This is a genomic window from Chryseobacterium sp. GW823-FHT05E08 (assembly GCF_058795655.1).
Map to the genome: position 1 here is coordinate 826874 of NZ_JBXAHY010000001.1, position 16446 is coordinate 843319.

A 16446-nucleotide genomic window follows, 5' to 3' on the forward strand; every position below is an offset into this window, starting at 1 on the left:
AAAACACCTAAAATCATGAAAACAAAATTCCGGGAAATCATCGGAAAAGCCGGCAATGTGGTATTTCTCTATCCGATGGTTTTGGTCATTGCTCTACTTACTTCGGTTGGAGCTATTTACATGGCTGAAACCAATTATAGCGATAAATTGCTGTTTACCTATTCCAAAATCACCATGTGTTGCGGCCTTGGAATCTCTTTACTGTTTGCTTTAAAAATGCTTTCCCAAAGAATTGGTAAGGCTTTTTTATTGGAATTTTTTGGAGTTATTTTCCTGATTGGCTTCTATTTTGTCTTTCCTGATGAGAAAAAAGAGTTCATAGAAACTTATGGATATATTATCGCCATCACTTTCCTACTCTCCCATTTGCTGGTTTCTTTTATCCCTTTTTTAGCTAAAAATAGAGAGCTTAATTTCTGGCAGTATAACAAGAATCTTTTTGTCAATATTTTCCTTACGGTTATTTTTACGGGTGTATTGACGGGAGGTGTTGAATTGGCTGTTTTGGCGGTTGATAAGCTTTTTGATTTTGATTTCAATAATAAGCTTTATGCAGATCTTTTCTTTGTTCTGGCTATTTTCGGAAGCTGTTTCATCTTTTTATTATTTAATGAAATTGGACTTGATTACCTCGAAAAAGACGGGAAATATCCTGTTATATTGAAATTTTTCACGCAATTTATTTTAATTCCATTATTATTTATTTATGTGATTATTTTGTATTTCTATTCATTTAAAATACTGATCAACTGGCAACTTCCGAGAGGTTGGGTTTCTTATCTTGTTTTAGCTTACAGTATTGTAGGAATTCTGGCTTTGTTGCTGGTTCATCCATTGAAAGAAAATAATACAAAATCTTGGGTTAAAATATTTTCAAAGGTCTTTTATTTCACGATTATTCCGCTTATTATTCTTTTGTTTACTGCGATTTTTACAAGGATTTTAGAGTACGGATATACTGAACCGAGATATTTTGTGCTTCTTCTGGCTTTGTGGCTTTTAAGTATCGTAATTTATTTTGTGTTTAAGAAGAATTCTAGTATAAAATTTATTCCGATCAGCTTATTTGCTTTTGGAGTTTTTGCGTTGATATTTCCTTATCTGAATGCTTTCAGTGTTGCAAAAAGAAGTCAAAAATCTGAATTGCTTAAATTATTAAATGAAAAACAATTATTAAGCAACAACAAAATCGATTTTCAAAAGAAAGTAACCGACACAATCGTTAATGAAATTGGAGATAAATTTGAATTTTTAGCAGAAAGAAAACAAGAAGATTTTCTTTTAGATTTAGTTGATACAAAAAAGAATCACGCCTTAGAAAATGAGATTAAAGTAAATCCATTTTTATCATTAAGATATAGTGTTCAAAGTGAATTCACCAATACAAACAGGACAATAGCTTCTGATTACGAAAGACTTAGCTTAGAATCTGAAAAACAATATATCACGATAGATAACTATCAATATTTCTTTAATTTAAGAAATTATAATGATGATACTAAGGAAATAAATGGTGATAAATTCAATATAATCGAAAGATCCGATAAAGGAATTATATTAAAAGTAGACCTTAATTCAAAAGAAGAAGTAGACTTCACTCCAGGCATTAATAATTTATTTAAAGAATATTCGGGCAGAAAAGGAATTATAAAATTACCCGAAATTTCCCTTGAAAAAGATCTTGGTAAATATCATATCAAAGTGGTTTTTCTTAATATTTCGAATGATAAATCACCATATAATAAAGCAGGTAACATCTATTATGACAATGCAGTACTGCTGATAAAAGAGAAATAAAAAGACATAAAAAAAGCGGCTTAAAAGCCGCTTTCATTGTATTTAGTCCTTAACAATTTTAAATGATTCATCTTTTCCATCAGATTTTACTCGTAGTAAGTAAACTCCTTTTTTAAGATCAGATACATTTACTTGTTTAGAATTATTATCTAATTTTCTTACCAATTGACCTGTCAGAGAGAATATTTCAATACTGCTAACTTTTTTATCAGTATTAATATTTAAAACATCTTTTACAGGATTTGGATAAACTTTCACACCACTGTTTTTAGCAACATCATTAACTGCTAATGTTGCAGAAGCATCAACCACAGAAACATTATCAACATCAATTCCTCTCGCCCAGTTAGAAGTACCTTCTAAAGCAATAAGATAGTTTGCAGATTTATTCGGAAGAGGAATACTTACATCCAGCCAAGCTGCATTTTCTGTAGTATAAGAACTTCCTACCTGAGTCCATGCATCAGATGGGTTTGCTTTATAAAAAATTCTCAATTCATCAATATCGCCAAACCAGTTTACGTTTGCTAAGCTAAATCTAAGTTCAGGATTTGCAAGTGCAGAGATATTCAATGGAGGTAATAATAATTTTGCTTTTTCACCAGGTTCTTCTGTTCTGAATTCAGCCATTCTTGGTGCTGATTTAGGCATAATTGAAGAGTTTCCATTAGTCGTAACATACGTCCATGTAGCTACACCGGCCCCTGAAACCGCTTCATTACCCCAACATGAAGGGATTGTAGCGTTGTCAAAGTTTTGTACATATGGGAATGTTGCCAAAGGAGCACAAGTAGTCGTAAATGACTGAGCAGTAGACCAAGTACTGAATCCGTTGGCTGCACAATTTGATCTTACATAAAATTGATAAGCCGTAGACGGAGTAAGAGATGGAAGCGTAGCAGATGTAGTTGAACTATTTGCAATCGTTCCTGTTCCCTGAGTAAATCCTGTTGGACCATACTCGATTTGATAAGTTGCACCCGGTGTAGGTGATGCTGTCCAGCTGATATTCGCTGAGTTTGATGTAACGCCATTTACAACAATAGAAGATGGAATGTCACATGCAGGTTTCGGGCCAACAAAAACATCATCAACGTCAAAATAGAAAAGATCCGTAGTTGAAGAATAGAATCCGATATAGATCGTCTGTCCTATATAAGCAGAAAGATCATAAGAATATCTGTAAAAGTTTGGTCCACTCGAAGGAGCAACTGTAGCAGCTAACGTATTTGTAAATGCTCCAGCAGTAGGTGTTGTTGTAGAGATTTTCAGACTGATTGTTTCCGGATACAAAGGATCGCGGCTTCTTGCATAAAAGGAAAGGTAATCGCTTACCGCCGCAGTAACCGTGATAGCCGGTGTAACCAAATAATCATCATGAGCAGCAGAATTGAATCTTAATGACGCTGTTCTCGCACCGCTGTATGCTGTAATACTTCCGCCTGTATAATCTATGATTTCCCAAGTGTTTGTATCTCCTCCATTAAGAGCCGTCCATCCTGTAGGAAGCGCAGTAGAGGCTTCAAAATTCTGGAAAAATTGAGCATTCGCAATAATTGGAATTGCGAACAATGCCAAAAGTAGTTGTTTTTTCATAACCTTATTTTTAAATTGAACGTTAACTTACAAATTTCATGTCAGTTTTCAAAATAAAAATGGAAAGTAGTATGAAAAAATGCGCTATAATTAATATTCCATCACAATAGTGCATAAAAAAAGCGGCTTAAAAAAGCCGCTTATATTTTTTTACCAACGATTTCCACCACCGTTACCACCGCCACGGTTGTTTCCACCACCACCGTAACCACTTCCGCCACGGCTGTTTCCACCACCACCATAGCCGCCTCCGCCGCTTCTGTTGTTGTCGAAACTTCTTCTTGGCTTCTCTTCTCTTGGCTTAGCTTCAGAAACGTTAAGCGTTTTTCCGTTTAGTTCGTACTGGTTAAGAGCCTCAATTGCTTGTTTTCCTTCTTCATCACCCATTTCTACAAAACCGAAACCTCTAGAACGACCAGTTTCTCTGTCTGTAACTATTTTAGCAGATGATACTTCACCATAAGCTGCAAATAAATCGTGTAACTCGTACTCTTTAGTTGAGTAATTAATGTTTGAAACAAAAATGTTCATTTTGAATAAAATTAAAAAATTAATAAAAATTTGGTATATAAAAGAAAAGCAACATAAATTAATGAACAAATATTGATTCCAAATATAAACGTATGCAAGATACAATTAAAAATTTCAAATCAAAGTTTTTTTTATCCGTATTTTCTACAATTTTAAAGCTCACAAGGCCTGTATATTAAAAAAAGGCAAATATTTATTGTTTTTCAATAAATATTCATTGATATTTGTATTAAAATTAAGAATTATTTAACATAAAAAACAATCATTAATTCTGAAAATTATATGCCAATAATAGTAAATTTAGATGTAATAATGGCTAAAAAGAAGATATCTCTTAACGAATTGTCAGAAAAAGTAGATATTACCTTATCTAATCTTTCGATTTTAAAAACCGGAAAAGCAAAAGCCATTCGTTTCAGTACACTTGAAGCTATTTGTAAAGCTTTAGATTGCCAGCCTGGTGACCTATTAGAATATAAGGAATAATGTAAATTGCAATATATTTAATCACATTAATATGAAAGAGCATACCACTAACTACATCAATACCTTTATTGAAGTGGCGGAAGACTGCCCTGTTTCAGAAGCACAGATACCGCCGGAAAAGAAGGAAAAATCTTTAGCCAATCTACAATATGATGAAATAGTAAAAAATCCTTACAAATATTCTTCTGACGATATTATTTTCACTTGTTACACGATTAAAAATGATATCTCAAAAAGTGAAGAACAAGAAGAAAGGAAAAAGTTCTTTTCAAAAGGTCAGCCATGTCTTCGTACTTCACCATTAGCAAAAAGATATGGTTTTGGAATTCATCATGATTCAGAAGGGAAAGTAGCCTTATTTCCTGTAGAAAGCAAAGATTATCAGACATTCTTAAATGATGATTCAATAATCAAAGTAAAAGCCATGCGATCAAAAAGAAAATGATTGAGAAAATAAATAATTCTCTTTTAATAACTAAATCTCATTCCTTTGATAAAGCCAGTTTTAAACACTAAATTTGCATCACAAATAATTGAAACATGAATTACCACACTAGAAAATGGGTAAAACCGGAAGATCTTAATCCTAATCATTCACTTTTTGGAGGAAGATTATTGCAATGGATTGATGAAGAAGCTGCACTTTACGCCATTATTCAATTAGAAAATACAAAAGTCGTTACCAAATTTATATCTGAAATTAACTTCGTAAGCTCAGCAAAACAAGGAGATATCATAGAAATAGGAATTGAAGTTTCAACATTCGGCTCAAGTTCTATCACGTTGAAATGTGATGTAAGAAATAAAATGACTCACCAAACCATCATTACAGTAGATAAAATTGTAATGGTAAATCTTGGAGAAGACGGAAATCCTTTACCACACGGAAAAACGAAGGTTGAGTTTGTTAAAGACAGATTAAATAGTCAGTTATGAAAATTTTCATAAAAAATATGGTTTGCGGAAGGTGTATTTCTGCCGTTGAGAATATTTTTAATGATTTTAATATAAAAATAACGTCAATTAATCTTGGCGAGGTCGAATCCGAGTCCGAAGTTTCAAACAACACGCTGGAGTTGCTTGAAAAACGACTGGAAGAAACTGGTTTTGAGAGAATAAAAGATTCCGCGCATCAACTTATCGATAAAATAAAAACACTCATTATAGAAAAGATCAGCGAACTTGATATTGATGAAAACTTCCTAGTTTCCGAATTTTTAAGCTCGAAACTTCACAAAGATTACAGTTCACTTTCAAAAGCTTTTTCCCAAAACGAAAATATTACGCTGGAGCAGTTTTTTATTCTTCAAAAAATTGAAAAGGTGAAGGAACTGCTTTTATATAATGAATTCACGCTAACAGAAATCGCAGGAAAATTAGGCTACAAAAGTGTTCAGCATTTATCATCCCAATTCCGAAACAGCACAGGCTTCACTCCTACTGAATTCAAAAAATTGAAAATTCACATTAGAAAACCTCTAGATCTTGTCTGAGAGTTTGAGTGTCGGAGTGTATTAGAGTTTTTTTGTGTAAACTAACTGTCCATTCTCAAACACTAATACACTCCTACTCTAAAACCCTAACACACCCCAACACTCCCACCTAAAAACCTCTCAAACCAAATTCTATAAACATTATCCTTAAATTTATAACAAGCTTCCACTTTCATTTTGGAAATTTGTAGTATAAATTTAGGATCATGCAACAACAATATAAAATACTCGGAATGACGTGTTCCGGTTGTCAGAAAAAAATATCTGAAAAGCTTAACAGCCTGGAAGATATTAAAACTGATATCAATCTGGAAAACAGCACGGCAACTATCATTTCTGATAAAAAAATAGAACTGTCTACTTTAAATAAAGCATTAGAAGAAATTGGAAATTATAAGCTGGAAGATGCAAACAGCCCTGACAAAGCTTTTATAAAACCTCAAGACCGAGTTTCTCCATCTTCGGTATACTATTGTCCGATGGAATGTGAAGGCGATAAAGTATATTTCAAACAAGGACAAAGATGCCCGGATTGCAATATGTATCTCGTTCCGATCGAAGAGAAATTAGCAAAAGACCCGAATTATAAACCGACTTATTCTTCCACCAACTTACCTGAAAACTTCAAAGACAATATTGCAAAATACTATTGCCCAATGTTCTGCGAAAGTGATAAAGTATATGATGAAAAAGTTGACTGCCCTATTTGCAACATGCATTTGGAGGAGATTAAGGAAGATTTAGTTAAAAATTCGACCTCGCATACACATTCTCATTCTCACGATCACAGTCATAATCATGAAGCTCCAAAAGTTACGGATGAAATGGCGGGAAAATATTTCTGCCCAATGTATTGTGAAGGCGACAAAGTTTACGACAGCAACGTTGGCTGCCCTGTTTGCGGAATGGATTTGGTGAAATATCCAGAGAAAAAAGTGGCAAAATACACCTGCCCGATGCATCCTGAAATCATCACCGATGAACCTGGCGACTGCCCAATCTGTGGAATGGATTTAGTAAGAATGCCCGATACAGATGGTGAAGAAGAGGATGAAACTTACAATATTTTAAAACGAAAATTCATTATTTCTCTGGCTTTTACCATTCCTGTTTTTATACTTTCAATGGGTGGAATGTTCATTAATTTTCCATTTACTCATCAAATTCAGGGAATTATTGAACTAATTTTAACACTTCCCGTTCTGTTTTATTCAGGTTGGTTTTTAATGAAAAGAGGTTACATCTCTTTCAAAACATGGAACTTAAATATGTTCAGTTTGATCGTTTTAGGTGTTGCAGCAGCATTTATTTTTAGCATTATAGCTTTAGTTTTCCCTGATATTATGCCTCATGAAATACGAGGTCACAATCATGAAATTCCGTTGTATTTTGAGGCGGTTACTGTGATTTTAACGCTTGTTATTTTAGGACAGTTAATGGAAGCTGCCGCTCACAAAAAGACAGGAAATGCCATACGTGAATTAATTAATCTTTCTCCTGATGAAGCCAATTTGATGGTGAATGGTGAAGATAAAAAAGTACTTCTTTCTCAGGTGAAAATTGGAGATTTATTAAAAGTAAAACCGGGCGAAAAAATACCTGTTGACGGAAAAATAACGGAAGGAAATTCTATTGTAGACGAAAGTATGATCACGGGAGAACCAATTCCTGTTGAGAAAACGGTCAACGACAGAGTATCTTCGGGAACCATTAACGGAAATCAGGTTTTCATCATGAAAGCCGAAAAAGTGGGTGATGAGACATTGCTTTCACAGATCATTAAAATGGTTAATGATGCAAGCCGAAGTAAAGCTCCCATTCAAAAATTGACGGATAAAGTAGCTAAAATTTTTGTTCCTACTGTTATTTTGATCGCAGTTCTTACGTTCATTTTATGGCAATTTTTCGGTCCGGAAGGTCAAAGAACATTATTTGCTTTTGTAAATGCTGTTGCTGTTTTAATTGTGGCTTGTCCGTGTGCTTTAGGTCTCGCAACACCGATGTCTTTGATGGTCGGAATTGGAAAAGGTGCCAAAAACGGTATCTTAATTAAAAATGCCGAAGCGCTTGAACAAATGAACAAAGTAAACGTTTTAATTACCGATAAAACAGGAACTTTAACGGAAGGAAAACCGTCTGTAGAGCATATTGAACCTGTGAACAATGAAGATAAAAATCAACTCTTGAAATTAGCTTTTTCATTGAATCAAAATTCAGAACACCCACTTTCAAATGCTGTGATCAAAAAAGCAAAAGAACAAAATATTACTGCTGAAAAAGTACAACAATTTGAAAATATTTCTGGAAAAGGAGTGAAAGGAAACATCAATGGAAAAGCAATCTATGTAGGAAATGAAACGTTATTGACTTCCAATCAAATTATAATTCCCGAAAATCTTAAACGAAAAGCTGTTGAAGTTCAGTCAAAAGCTCATACAATTTCTTATGTTGCTGAAGAAAATTTAGTGTTAGGATTCATTAGTTTTACCGATAAAATTAAAGAAAGTTCTAAAAAAGCGGTTCAGCAATTGATCAGCGAAGGAATTGATGTTATGATGATGACAGGTGATAACGAACATACTGCAAAAGCTGTTGCTGATGAATTAGGCATCAAACATTTTAAAGCCAACTGTCTTCCTGAAGATAAATTAAATGAAGTAAAAAAACTGCAAAAAGAAGGTAAAATTGTAGCAATGACTGGAGATGGGATCAACGACTCCCCTGCTTTAGCACAAGCCAACATCGGGATCGCCATGGGAACCGGAACTGATGTTGCGATTGAAAGCTCTGAAATTACCTTATTAAAAGGAGATCTTATTGGCGTTGCGCAGGCAAAATTATTAAGCGAAAAATTATTGAAAAATATTAAGGAAAATCTGTTTTTTGCTTTTATTTATAATGTGTTGGGAGTTCCGATTGCGGCAGGATTATTGTATCCATTTTTTGGAATTTTATTATCCCCGATGATCGCGGCTGCAGCGATGAGTTTCAGTTCATTATCTGTGATCTTAAATTCATTACGATTGAATTCTGTTGATTTGAATATTAAATAAATTTTTAATTCTTTCGCAGATTTTTATTGATCTTAATTTTATAAACAATTGAATTGAATATAATCTGCGAAAGACATAGGTTCTTACATCAATAGGAATGGGCTTTAGCCCATTTAGAAAATATATTCAATCAATTGGCTTTAGCCAAAACTTAAAATATTTAATACATTTCTAAATATGAAAAAAGAAAATCTTTATATCGGTTGTTCAGGGTTTTACAATGCAGATTGGAAAGGATCTTTATACCCAGAAGACGCCAAAAACAAAGACTTTCTTACCCTATATTCTCAAACCTTTAATTGTGTTGAAGTCAATTCTACTTTTTATAGAAAACCAACTGCAAAAACACTTATCAGATGGTTTGATGAAACTCCCGATAACTTTAAATTTTTCATTAAAATTCCAAAAGTGATTTCGCATGAAAAGCGATTGAAAGATTGTAAAGAAGAAGTTTCAGAATTTTGTAATCATATTCAAACTAATTTAAAGGAAAAACTTTCAGGATTTTTATATCAATTTCCTCCATCTTTTAAAAATACTCAGGAAAATATTGATTTAATTTTAAATACTATTGATTTCAACTTTTTAAATGTCATCGAATTCCGTCATGAATCTTGGTGGACAAAGGAAATTTTCGACATCTTAAAAGAAAAAGAAATCGTTTTTTCCGGAGTAAGTTTTCCGGGAAATCTGCCAGAAGATTTTATTATTAATCATTCTGAAATATTATATTACCGACTCCATGGAAAACCCATCCTTTATAAGTCCGAATATTCAAAAGAATTTCTTAATGATTTAGCTAATAAAATTAGAAAATCGCAACATAAAATATTTATATTTTTCAATAACACTTGGGGAACTGCAGCAATTCATAATTCGCTGTATTTGAAGAAAATTCTGGAATAAAAATCAGTTAAAAAATTAAATTAAAAAATCCTTAAAAAGTGAAATTTTAAGAAAATGTGGCATGTAATTTGTTAACATTATTTTGAAAATTTTAACGATTTTTAACAATTTAATTTCCATTTACTTTTATGAAAAAAAACTTTGCGGAAAAGTCTAAAAACGGGACTTTTCTTGGGATGCTTGCATTGATGAGTGCAACTTCGTTTTTATTTAACAGCTGTGATCAGCCAAAAGACAAGAAAAAATCTGAAAAAACGATTTCCACCGTCCATCCCGTCGCAAAGATAGTCCCCCAAATTGATGATGAAGAAGTACCGTCAGACAAAAGGGTTATTTACCTTACTTTCGATGACGGTCCTAATCAGGGAACGGAAAATCTTCTGAGAATTTTAAATAAAAGAAACGTATGCGCCACCGCTTTCCTCGTTGGGCAACATGCTTATGGAAGCAAAAAACAAAAGGACGGTCTTGAATTATTAAGAAAAGATCCTTTGATTGAATTAGCCAATCACAGTTATACCCACGCCCATAATAAATACACAGATTTCTACAAAAATCCTGAGGCTGTAGTCCGTGATTTTGACATTGCAAAAGACAGTTTAAGACTAACCGACAAAATCGCAAGAACTCCCGGAAGAAATATCTGGAGACTTAATAATATTACCGCTACAGATCTAAAAAGCTCTACTCTAGCTGCAAATAGTCTTCAAAAAGCAGGATATAAAGTCATCGGTTGGGATTTGGAATGGAAACCAACCAACAAAATGGCTTTAAAAGGAAACCATCAGGCCATGTTAAAAAAAGTAGACAGTATTTTCTTTAATGATCTTGAAAAAACATCAAGACATTTGGTTTTTCTTACGCATGATCAGTATTTAACTGATGCGGATTCTATTGACGAACTTGATCTTTTCATTGAAAAGCTTCAAAAAACTAATAGATTTGTTTTCAGGAAAATATCTGCTTATCCGAAGATTAATGAGATTTTGAATTAATTCTTTTATTTTCCCACTGATTACACAGATTTTCACAGATGTTTATGTTATATTTTTTATTTAAGAATTGAATTATACACAATCATCTGTGAAAATCTGTGTAATCAGTGAGATTTTAATTTTAAATTCAATATTCGCTAGTTTTTTGCTTTTAAAATTCAGAAATTTGCAATTATGAGCATTACAGAAAACTATCATATTATAAAAAATCAACTTCCAGAAAATGTAGAGTTGGTTGCAGTTTCAAAGACACACCCTGTTTCAGCAATTCAGGAAGTTTATGATCTTGGACAAAAAGTTTTTGGAGAGAATAAAGTTCAGGAATTATTGGAGAAGTATCCCCTACTTCCAAAAGATATTGAATGGCATCTGATCGGGCATTTACAGACCAATAAAGTAAAATATATTGCTGAATTTATCGATACTATTCAAAGTGTTGATTCTGAGAAGTTATTAGCAGAAATTAATAAAGAAGCAGGAAAACACGAACGTAAAATCAAAGTTCTTTTACAAGTAAAAATTGCGGCAGAAGACACCAAATTTGGGCTTGAAATTACAGAAGCTAAGGATTTATTTGAAAAATATATTAATGGAGATTTTCCAAATATCGAAATCACAGGTTTAATGGGAATGGCGACATTCACAGACGACCAGAATCAGGTAAAAAAGGAATTTTTAATACTGAAAAAAGTTTTTGATGAATTAAATCAACTAAAAAATCTCGAAACATTATCAATGGGAATGAGTGACGATTTCCCGACAGCCATTGAATGCGGTGCCAATTCCGTAAGGGTTGGATCGGCTATTTTTGGAAGAAGAGATTATTCAAAATAGAACATTTAGGTACAGTTTTTGCTAATAATTCAATCAAAAAAATTAAATTTGCAACTATGCAAAAAATCCTTATTGTAGAAGACGAAAAAGCAATCTCCGGAGTACTTCACAGTATTCTTTCGGATGAACTTACCAATTATGAATTTGTAATCGCCGAAGATGGTTTAGAAGGCTATAAGCAAGTAGAAAAAGAAGATTTCGCGCTGGTGATCTCGGACATTAAAATGCCAAAACTCTCAGGTACAGAACTTTTAAAGCAAAGTCTGGCTTTAAAACCTGAAACTACTTTTATCATGATCTCAGGACACGCAGACATTGATTCTGCGGTTTCTTGTTTAAGGGATGGTGCATACGACTTCATTTCTAAACCCATTGACATCAACCGTTTGATTACAAGCGTAAAAAATGCCTTGGTTAAAGAAACTTTGAAGAAAGAAAATAAAAATCTTCAAACTGAAAATAAAACTTTAAAGAAAAAAGTTAACAAAAAGTACCAAATGATTGGTCAGTCTGCCGGATTACAGAAGATCCAGGATATGATCGAAAAGGTAGCTGTATCTGATGCGAGAGTATTGATTACAGGTCCCAACGGTGCCGGAAAAGAATTGGTAGCTCACGCTATTCACAATCAAAGTGAAAGAGCAAGAGGACCAATGATTGAAGTTAATTGTGCTGCAATCCCTTCAGAATTAATTGAATCTGAACTTTTCGGACACGTAAAAGGTTCGTTTACAGGCGCTATTAAAGATAAGCAGGGAAAATTCGAACAAGCTACTGGCGGTACGATTTTCTTAGATGAGATCGGAGACATGAGTTTGATCGCTCAGGCTAAGGTTTTAAGAGCTTTACAGGAAAGTAAAGTTTCTCCAGTTGGAAGCGACAAGGAAATTAAAGTTGATGTAAGAGTTCTTGCAGCAACAAATAAAAACATGCAGAAGGAAATTGAAGAAGGGAAATTTAGAGAAGATCTTTACCACAGGCTTTCTGTGATCGAGATCTATGTTCCACCGTTGGATGAGAGAAAAGAGGATATCAAATTATTGGTAGATCATTTCTCGGCTATGATCTCTGAAGAACACGGTACTGCTTTGAAAAAATTTGATGATAAAGCTATTGAAGCATTAAAAGCCCTTTCTTGGACTGGGAATATCAGAGAATTGAGAAATGTTGTGGAAAGATTAATTATTCTTGGTGGAGCTACTGTTTCCGAAGAGGATGTTGCAAGTTTTGTAAGGAAATAATTTAATTATTATTTTAAATATATTAAAAATTGCAGTATCGTTTGTTACTGCAATTTTTTTTGTTTTGAACCACAAAACAATTTGATTAAAACTATATGAATTATAAACTATTATGAACTTTTTAGATAAAAAATACACAAAAGAATGCCTCACTTTGGCTCTTCCTGTCATGTTGACGCAGGTGGGGCAGGTCTCGGTGAATCTCTTCGACAATATTATTGTCGGAAAATTATTAGGAGCCGACGCATTGGCCTCTGTATCTTTAGGAAATGCGGTATTCTTCTCAATGTTTGTATTGGCATTGGGATTTTCTTTTGCGATTCCGCCATTGGTTTCGGAAGCGCAATCCAGAGGTGATCACAAAACGATTAATTCTGTTTTCAGTCACGGATTTGTTATCAATATGACGGTTGGAATTATTTTGATGGGCATCCTACTTTTGGGACTTCCTCTACTCTATCATTCAGGTCAGCCGGCAAAGATTGTTCCTGATACGGTTGATTTCTTAGGAATTATGGCAATAAGTATCGTTCCTTTCATGGCTTTTCAGACATTGAGAGAGGTTTCAGAAGGATTATCTTATACGATTGGAGTTACCAAAGCGACCATCATCGCGAACGTCATTAACATTGTTTTAAACTATGTTTTCATTAAAGGACTTTGGATCTTCCCTGAAATGGGTGTAAAAGGTTCTGCATTAGCGAGTTTAATTGCCAGAATTTTCATGGTGGTTTTCTTGTATTATGTGCTTTTAAAAGAGAAGAAAACAAGACAATATATCAAAGATTTTTCGCTAAAAATTCAAGTTTTCACGAAAGCGATGTTTGAAAAAATGGTAAGATTGGGTTTCCCAACTGCTTTACAAATGTTCTTTGAAGTAACGGCTTTTGCAGGAGCGGCTTTTATTTGCGGATTGATTTCGGCTCATGATATTGCTTCTCACCAGATCGCGTTAAGTATGGCTTCCTTTACCTTTAATTTATGTATCGGATTCAGTGTTGCATCAACCGTGATGATCGGTAAAAAACTGGGTGAACAAAACTTTGTTGAACTAAGAAAAGTCGGGATCAATAACCTGAAAATTGCTTTTATTTTCATGTGTATCTGTGGAGTAATTTTCATTATTGGTAAAGATGTTCTTCCAACTTTTTTCACTAAAAAAGAAGAAGTTGAAGTGATTCAGTTAGCTTCAAAATTAATGATCATCGCTGCTTTATTCCAGCTTTCGGATGGAGTTCAGGTGACGGCATTAGGAATGTTGAGAGGTTTGCAGGATGTTAAAATCCCTTCTATTTATACGTTTATTGCGTATTGGGTGATTACCATTCCTTTAGGCTATTTCCTTTGTGTAACGATGGAAATGGGAGCTTTCGGAATGTGGATCGCATTAGGATTGGGCTTAACGGTTTCTGCCGTGATGCTCGTCAAACGATTTTTAAATATGTCTGCAAAAAGAGTTAAGCAGAATGCATAATTAAATAATAAATTGCTAAAAAAGCTACGCAAGGTCTAAGACTTTCCGTAGCTTTTTTTATTTTTGTTCACTTATTACAATTAATAAAAAATGAAAAAATTGATATTCCTGCTGGCTTTTTATGCAGGTTCATTGTACCAATCACAAACCAACCGATTTATTTATGAGCTTCAGTCTAGAAAAGAGGCTTCCGAAGAGTATAGAAAAACCCTCATGAATCTTGATATAAGCCCGAAATCAGTAAAATTTTATGATACTAAATTTGCTGAGTATGATTCTATAAATAAAGCAAGAAACCAAGAAATTTCTCATTATAGTACAAAAACAGATCAGGTCATCGAAAGGGCTCCCAATTCTTTTCAAAATAAATGGTACCGAGATTTTTTCGAATATTTCGTTGTAAAAACAAATGATGAAATGAAGTGGAAAGTTCTTCAGGAAACCCAAGAATATAACGGATACAAACTACAAAAGGCAACAACCGATTTTGGTGGAAGAACATGGGATGCATGGTTTTCCAATGAAGTTAATATCAAAGAAGGTCCTTATAAATTCAGAGGACTTCCCGGGCTTATTTTTATTCTGGAAGACGCTGATAAAAATTTCATCTATAAGCTGGTTAGTAATAAAAAGCTAGACACCAATTATGATACCCATCAATTTGTAGAAACTCATTATGGTAAACCGGCGATTCCTATTTCCAATAAAAAATTCAATACCTACGTTGAAGATATTTACGAGAATCCAACAAGAATGCTTTCAGAAGGGATAAAAAACGGACAGAAAGCTACATTTAAAAATGAAAGTATAGAATCTATTGAAGAACTCAATAAAAAAAGAGGAATGCTTCAAAATGGTATAAAAAACCGTTACATCTATATTGAAAAGGATAAAGAGCCTATATTTAAAAGCAATTGATTAAAAAAAATCTGCGTGAAGTCTTCTTCATGCAGATTTTTTATTATTAAGCCTGTTTAAACTTTTTATTTTAACCACAAAAGACGCAAAAGCAATGATTGAAAAATTCAAAATTTAACTGTTTTGAAAACAAAAGCTCTCAAAAGAATAAAAATCAAAGATTTTTTTTAAAACTTATGTGTTCTTAGTTTGCTGTTCATTATGATCTTAAATAAATAACATGTTTAATCTTTTGTATCTTTTGTGGTTAAAATAAAAAGTTTAAACAAGTTCATTACATTAATTACTCTTCGCTGTTATTTTCTTTTATTTCCTTCAAAGCCCTGTTCAAGCTCCTTACCGTAATCCCCAAATAAGCTGCCATATCTTCTTTTGAGATTTCCATCTCTTTTGATTTTAAATCAAGAAGTTGGGACAAGGTGTGTTCTGTGGTACGAAGTTGTTGATATGATGCTCTGCTTGAAGTATTAACGATACGTTCTGCGAAAACATCGAGTAGTAAATTATTCAAAGTCAAATCGCTTTTAATTAATGCTTGAAAATAAGGAATTGACATTGAATAGACGCTTACTTCCGTCATTGCTTCGATGCTACAAAGACAGGAAACATTTTTAATAACTTCGATTTCACCTATAATCTCACCTTTTCCCAAAAACTCTACGATATATTCTTTGTCGTCTTCTTCAACAAAATAACATTTCGTAATTCCGCTTTTGATGAGCATTATTTTAGTTGAAATTTCATTCTGTGTTAATATCCTATCTCCTTTTTCAAAAGATTTCAGGGTAATATCGTCTTTATTTTCCTGCTTATTGTAAAGCTCTTCCAGATAGTCTAAAAATAATGGATTCGTACGTAACATATTCTTGTTTGGGACAATCGTCCTCTTCTTTTTTAATTTTTATACTGAATTTTGTCGACCGAAAATTACAAAAACTAAAGTAAACAGAATATGAACAATGATATAACAACAATTGCTTTTGATGTAGAGTTTTTTTTGAATTGAAGAAGATTGATTGGATTGTTTGACTCTTAACTAATTTTGAAAGAAAAGGCAAAATCCCTAGCCCCGATTGCAGCTTTGTTTGAGCTCATTTTGAGGGTTTCGGGGGGGGGGGTTGG

Annotated in this window: 15 protein-coding genes; 12 read left to right on the top strand and 3 right to left on the bottom strand. The window is 33.3% G+C overall.

The features are described 5' to 3' along the window. Window positions 1-15 precede the first annotated feature (15 nt). Window positions 16-1797 (top strand): DUF4153 domain-containing protein, encoded by a 1782-nt coding sequence (locus tag AC1Q7L_RS03850; protein ID WP_492305359.1) that lies wholly within the window; start codon window positions 16-18, stop codon window positions 1795-1797. A 42-nt stretch (window positions 1798-1839) separates the two neighbouring features. Here AC1Q7L_RS03850 and AC1Q7L_RS03855 read toward each other — a convergent pair whose 3' ends face one another. Then, window positions 1840-3393, bottom strand: coding sequence for a T9SS type A sorting domain-containing protein (locus AC1Q7L_RS03855; RefSeq protein ID WP_492305358.1), 1554 nt, complete (start codon window positions 3391-3393; stop codon window positions 1840-1842). Window positions 3394-3543: 150 nt separating this feature from the next. Next, window positions 3544-3924 (bottom strand): RNA-binding regulator, encoded by a 381-nt coding sequence (rbp, locus tag AC1Q7L_RS03860; RefSeq protein WP_410690341.1) that lies wholly within the window; start codon window positions 3922-3924, stop codon window positions 3544-3546. A 282-nt stretch (window positions 3925-4206) separates the two neighbouring features. Between rbp and AC1Q7L_RS03865 the strand changes: the two genes are divergently transcribed. The 11 genes from AC1Q7L_RS03865 to AC1Q7L_RS03915 all read left to right on the top strand — a co-directional run bounded on the left by AC1Q7L_RS03865 (window position 4207) and on the right by AC1Q7L_RS03915 (window position 15324). Further along, window positions 4207-4410, top strand: coding sequence for a helix-turn-helix domain-containing protein (locus AC1Q7L_RS03865; protein ID WP_492305357.1), 204 nt, complete (start codon window positions 4207-4209; stop codon window positions 4408-4410). A 31-nt stretch (window positions 4411-4441) separates the two neighbouring features. Further along, window positions 4442-4855: a DUF6157 family protein gene (locus AC1Q7L_RS03870; RefSeq protein WP_492305356.1), complete on the top strand. Its 414-nt coding sequence runs from the start codon at window positions 4442-4444 to the stop codon at window positions 4853-4855. Window positions 4856-4950: 95 nt separating this feature from the next. Continuing rightward, window positions 4951-5346, top strand: a complete 396-nt coding sequence (locus AC1Q7L_RS03875; protein ID WP_410690338.1) for an acyl-CoA thioesterase — start codon at window positions 4951-4953, stop codon at window positions 5344-5346. Beyond that, window positions 5343-5903, top strand: coding sequence for a helix-turn-helix domain-containing protein (locus AC1Q7L_RS03880; RefSeq protein ID WP_492305355.1), 561 nt, complete (start codon window positions 5343-5345; stop codon window positions 5901-5903). The genes AC1Q7L_RS03875 and AC1Q7L_RS03880 overlap by 4 nt, the downstream gene beginning before the upstream one ends. A gap of 206 nt (window positions 5904-6109) precedes the next feature. Beyond that, complete coding sequence (locus AC1Q7L_RS03885) at window positions 6110-8956, top strand: heavy metal translocating P-type ATPase (RefSeq protein ID WP_492305354.1); 2847 nt, start codon at window positions 6110-6112, stop codon at window positions 8954-8956. 177 nt (window positions 8957-9133) lie between these two features. Beyond that, complete coding sequence (locus AC1Q7L_RS03890) at window positions 9134-9862, top strand: DUF72 domain-containing protein (protein WP_492305353.1); 729 nt, start codon at window positions 9134-9136, stop codon at window positions 9860-9862. 128 nt (window positions 9863-9990) lie between these two features. Further along, window positions 9991-10857, top strand: a complete 867-nt coding sequence (locus AC1Q7L_RS03895; protein WP_492305352.1) for a polysaccharide deacetylase family protein — start codon at window positions 9991-9993, stop codon at window positions 10855-10857. Between the two features lie 174 nt (window positions 10858-11031). Then, entirely contained in the window at window positions 11032-11691 is a 660-nt protein-coding gene (locus AC1Q7L_RS03900; RefSeq protein WP_492305351.1) for a YggS family pyridoxal phosphate-dependent enzyme, read from the top strand. A 56-nt stretch (window positions 11692-11747) separates the two neighbouring features. After that, entirely contained in the window at window positions 11748-12932 is a 1185-nt protein-coding gene (locus AC1Q7L_RS03905; protein ID WP_066758733.1) for a sigma-54-dependent transcriptional regulator, read from the top strand. A 112-nt stretch (window positions 12933-13044) separates the two neighbouring features. Continuing rightward, window positions 13045-14406, top strand: coding sequence for an MATE family efflux transporter (locus tag AC1Q7L_RS03910; protein WP_492305350.1), 1362 nt, complete (start codon window positions 13045-13047; stop codon window positions 14404-14406). A gap of 90 nt (window positions 14407-14496) precedes the next feature. Beyond that, window positions 14497-15324 (top strand): GLPGLI family protein, encoded by an 828-nt coding sequence (locus AC1Q7L_RS03915; RefSeq protein ID WP_492305349.1) that lies wholly within the window; start codon window positions 14497-14499, stop codon window positions 15322-15324. 283 nt (window positions 15325-15607) lie between these two features. Here the strand turns inward: AC1Q7L_RS03915 and AC1Q7L_RS03920 are convergent, their stop codons facing one another. Further along, window positions 15608-16186 carry a Crp/Fnr family transcriptional regulator gene (locus AC1Q7L_RS03920; RefSeq protein ID WP_492305348.1) on the bottom strand — a complete coding sequence of 193 codons (579 nt, stop codon included), beginning with the start codon at window positions 16184-16186 and terminating at the stop codon, window positions 15608-15610. Between the last annotated feature and the right edge of the window lie 260 nt (window positions 16187-16446).

What these genes read in the sequence shown, in the direction of transcription:
- AC1Q7L_RS03890 (WP_492305353.1), top strand. Translation starts at nt 9,134, where the DNA reads ATGAAAAAAGAAAATCTTTATATCGGTTGTTCAGGGTTTTACAATGCA.
- AC1Q7L_RS03850 (WP_492305359.1), top strand. Translation starts at nt 16, where the DNA reads ATGAAAACAAAATTCCGGGAAATCATCGGAAAAGCCGGCAATGTGGTA.
- AC1Q7L_RS03870 (WP_492305356.1), top strand. Translation starts at nt 4,442, where the DNA reads ATGAAAGAGCATACCACTAACTACATCAATACCTTTATTGAAGTGGCG.
- AC1Q7L_RS03865 (WP_492305357.1), top strand. Translation starts at nt 4,207, where the DNA reads ATGCCAATAATAGTAAATTTAGATGTAATAATGGCTAAAAAGAAGATA.
- AC1Q7L_RS03880 (WP_492305355.1), top strand. Translation starts at nt 5,343, where the DNA reads ATGAAAATTTTCATAAAAAATATGGTTTGCGGAAGGTGTATTTCTGCC.
- AC1Q7L_RS03885 (WP_492305354.1), top strand. Translation starts at nt 6,110, where the DNA reads ATGCAACAACAATATAAAATACTCGGAATGACGTGTTCCGGTTGTCAG.
- AC1Q7L_RS03920 (WP_492305348.1), bottom strand. Translation starts at nt 16,186, where the DNA reads ATGTTACGTACGAATCCATTATTTTTAGACTATCTGGAAGAGCTTTAC.
- AC1Q7L_RS03915 (WP_492305349.1), top strand. Translation starts at nt 14,497, where the DNA reads ATGAAAAAATTGATATTCCTGCTGGCTTTTTATGCAGGTTCATTGTAC.
- rbp (WP_410690341.1), bottom strand. Translation starts at nt 3,924, where the DNA reads ATGAACATTTTTGTTTCAAACATTAATTACTCAACTAAAGAGTACGAG.
- AC1Q7L_RS03895 (WP_492305352.1), top strand. Translation starts at nt 9,991, where the DNA reads ATGAAAAAAAACTTTGCGGAAAAGTCTAAAAACGGGACTTTTCTTGGG.
- AC1Q7L_RS03855 (WP_492305358.1), bottom strand. Translation starts at nt 3,393, where the DNA reads ATGAAAAAACAACTACTTTTGGCATTGTTCGCAATTCCAATTATTGCG.
- AC1Q7L_RS03910 (WP_492305350.1), top strand. Translation starts at nt 13,045, where the DNA reads ATGAACTTTTTAGATAAAAAATACACAAAAGAATGCCTCACTTTGGCT.
- AC1Q7L_RS03875 (WP_410690338.1), top strand. Translation starts at nt 4,951, where the DNA reads ATGAATTACCACACTAGAAAATGGGTAAAACCGGAAGATCTTAATCCT.
- AC1Q7L_RS03900 (WP_492305351.1), top strand. Translation starts at nt 11,032, where the DNA reads ATGAGCATTACAGAAAACTATCATATTATAAAAAATCAACTTCCAGAA.
- AC1Q7L_RS03905 (WP_066758733.1), top strand. Translation starts at nt 11,748, where the DNA reads ATGCAAAAAATCCTTATTGTAGAAGACGAAAAAGCAATCTCCGGAGTA.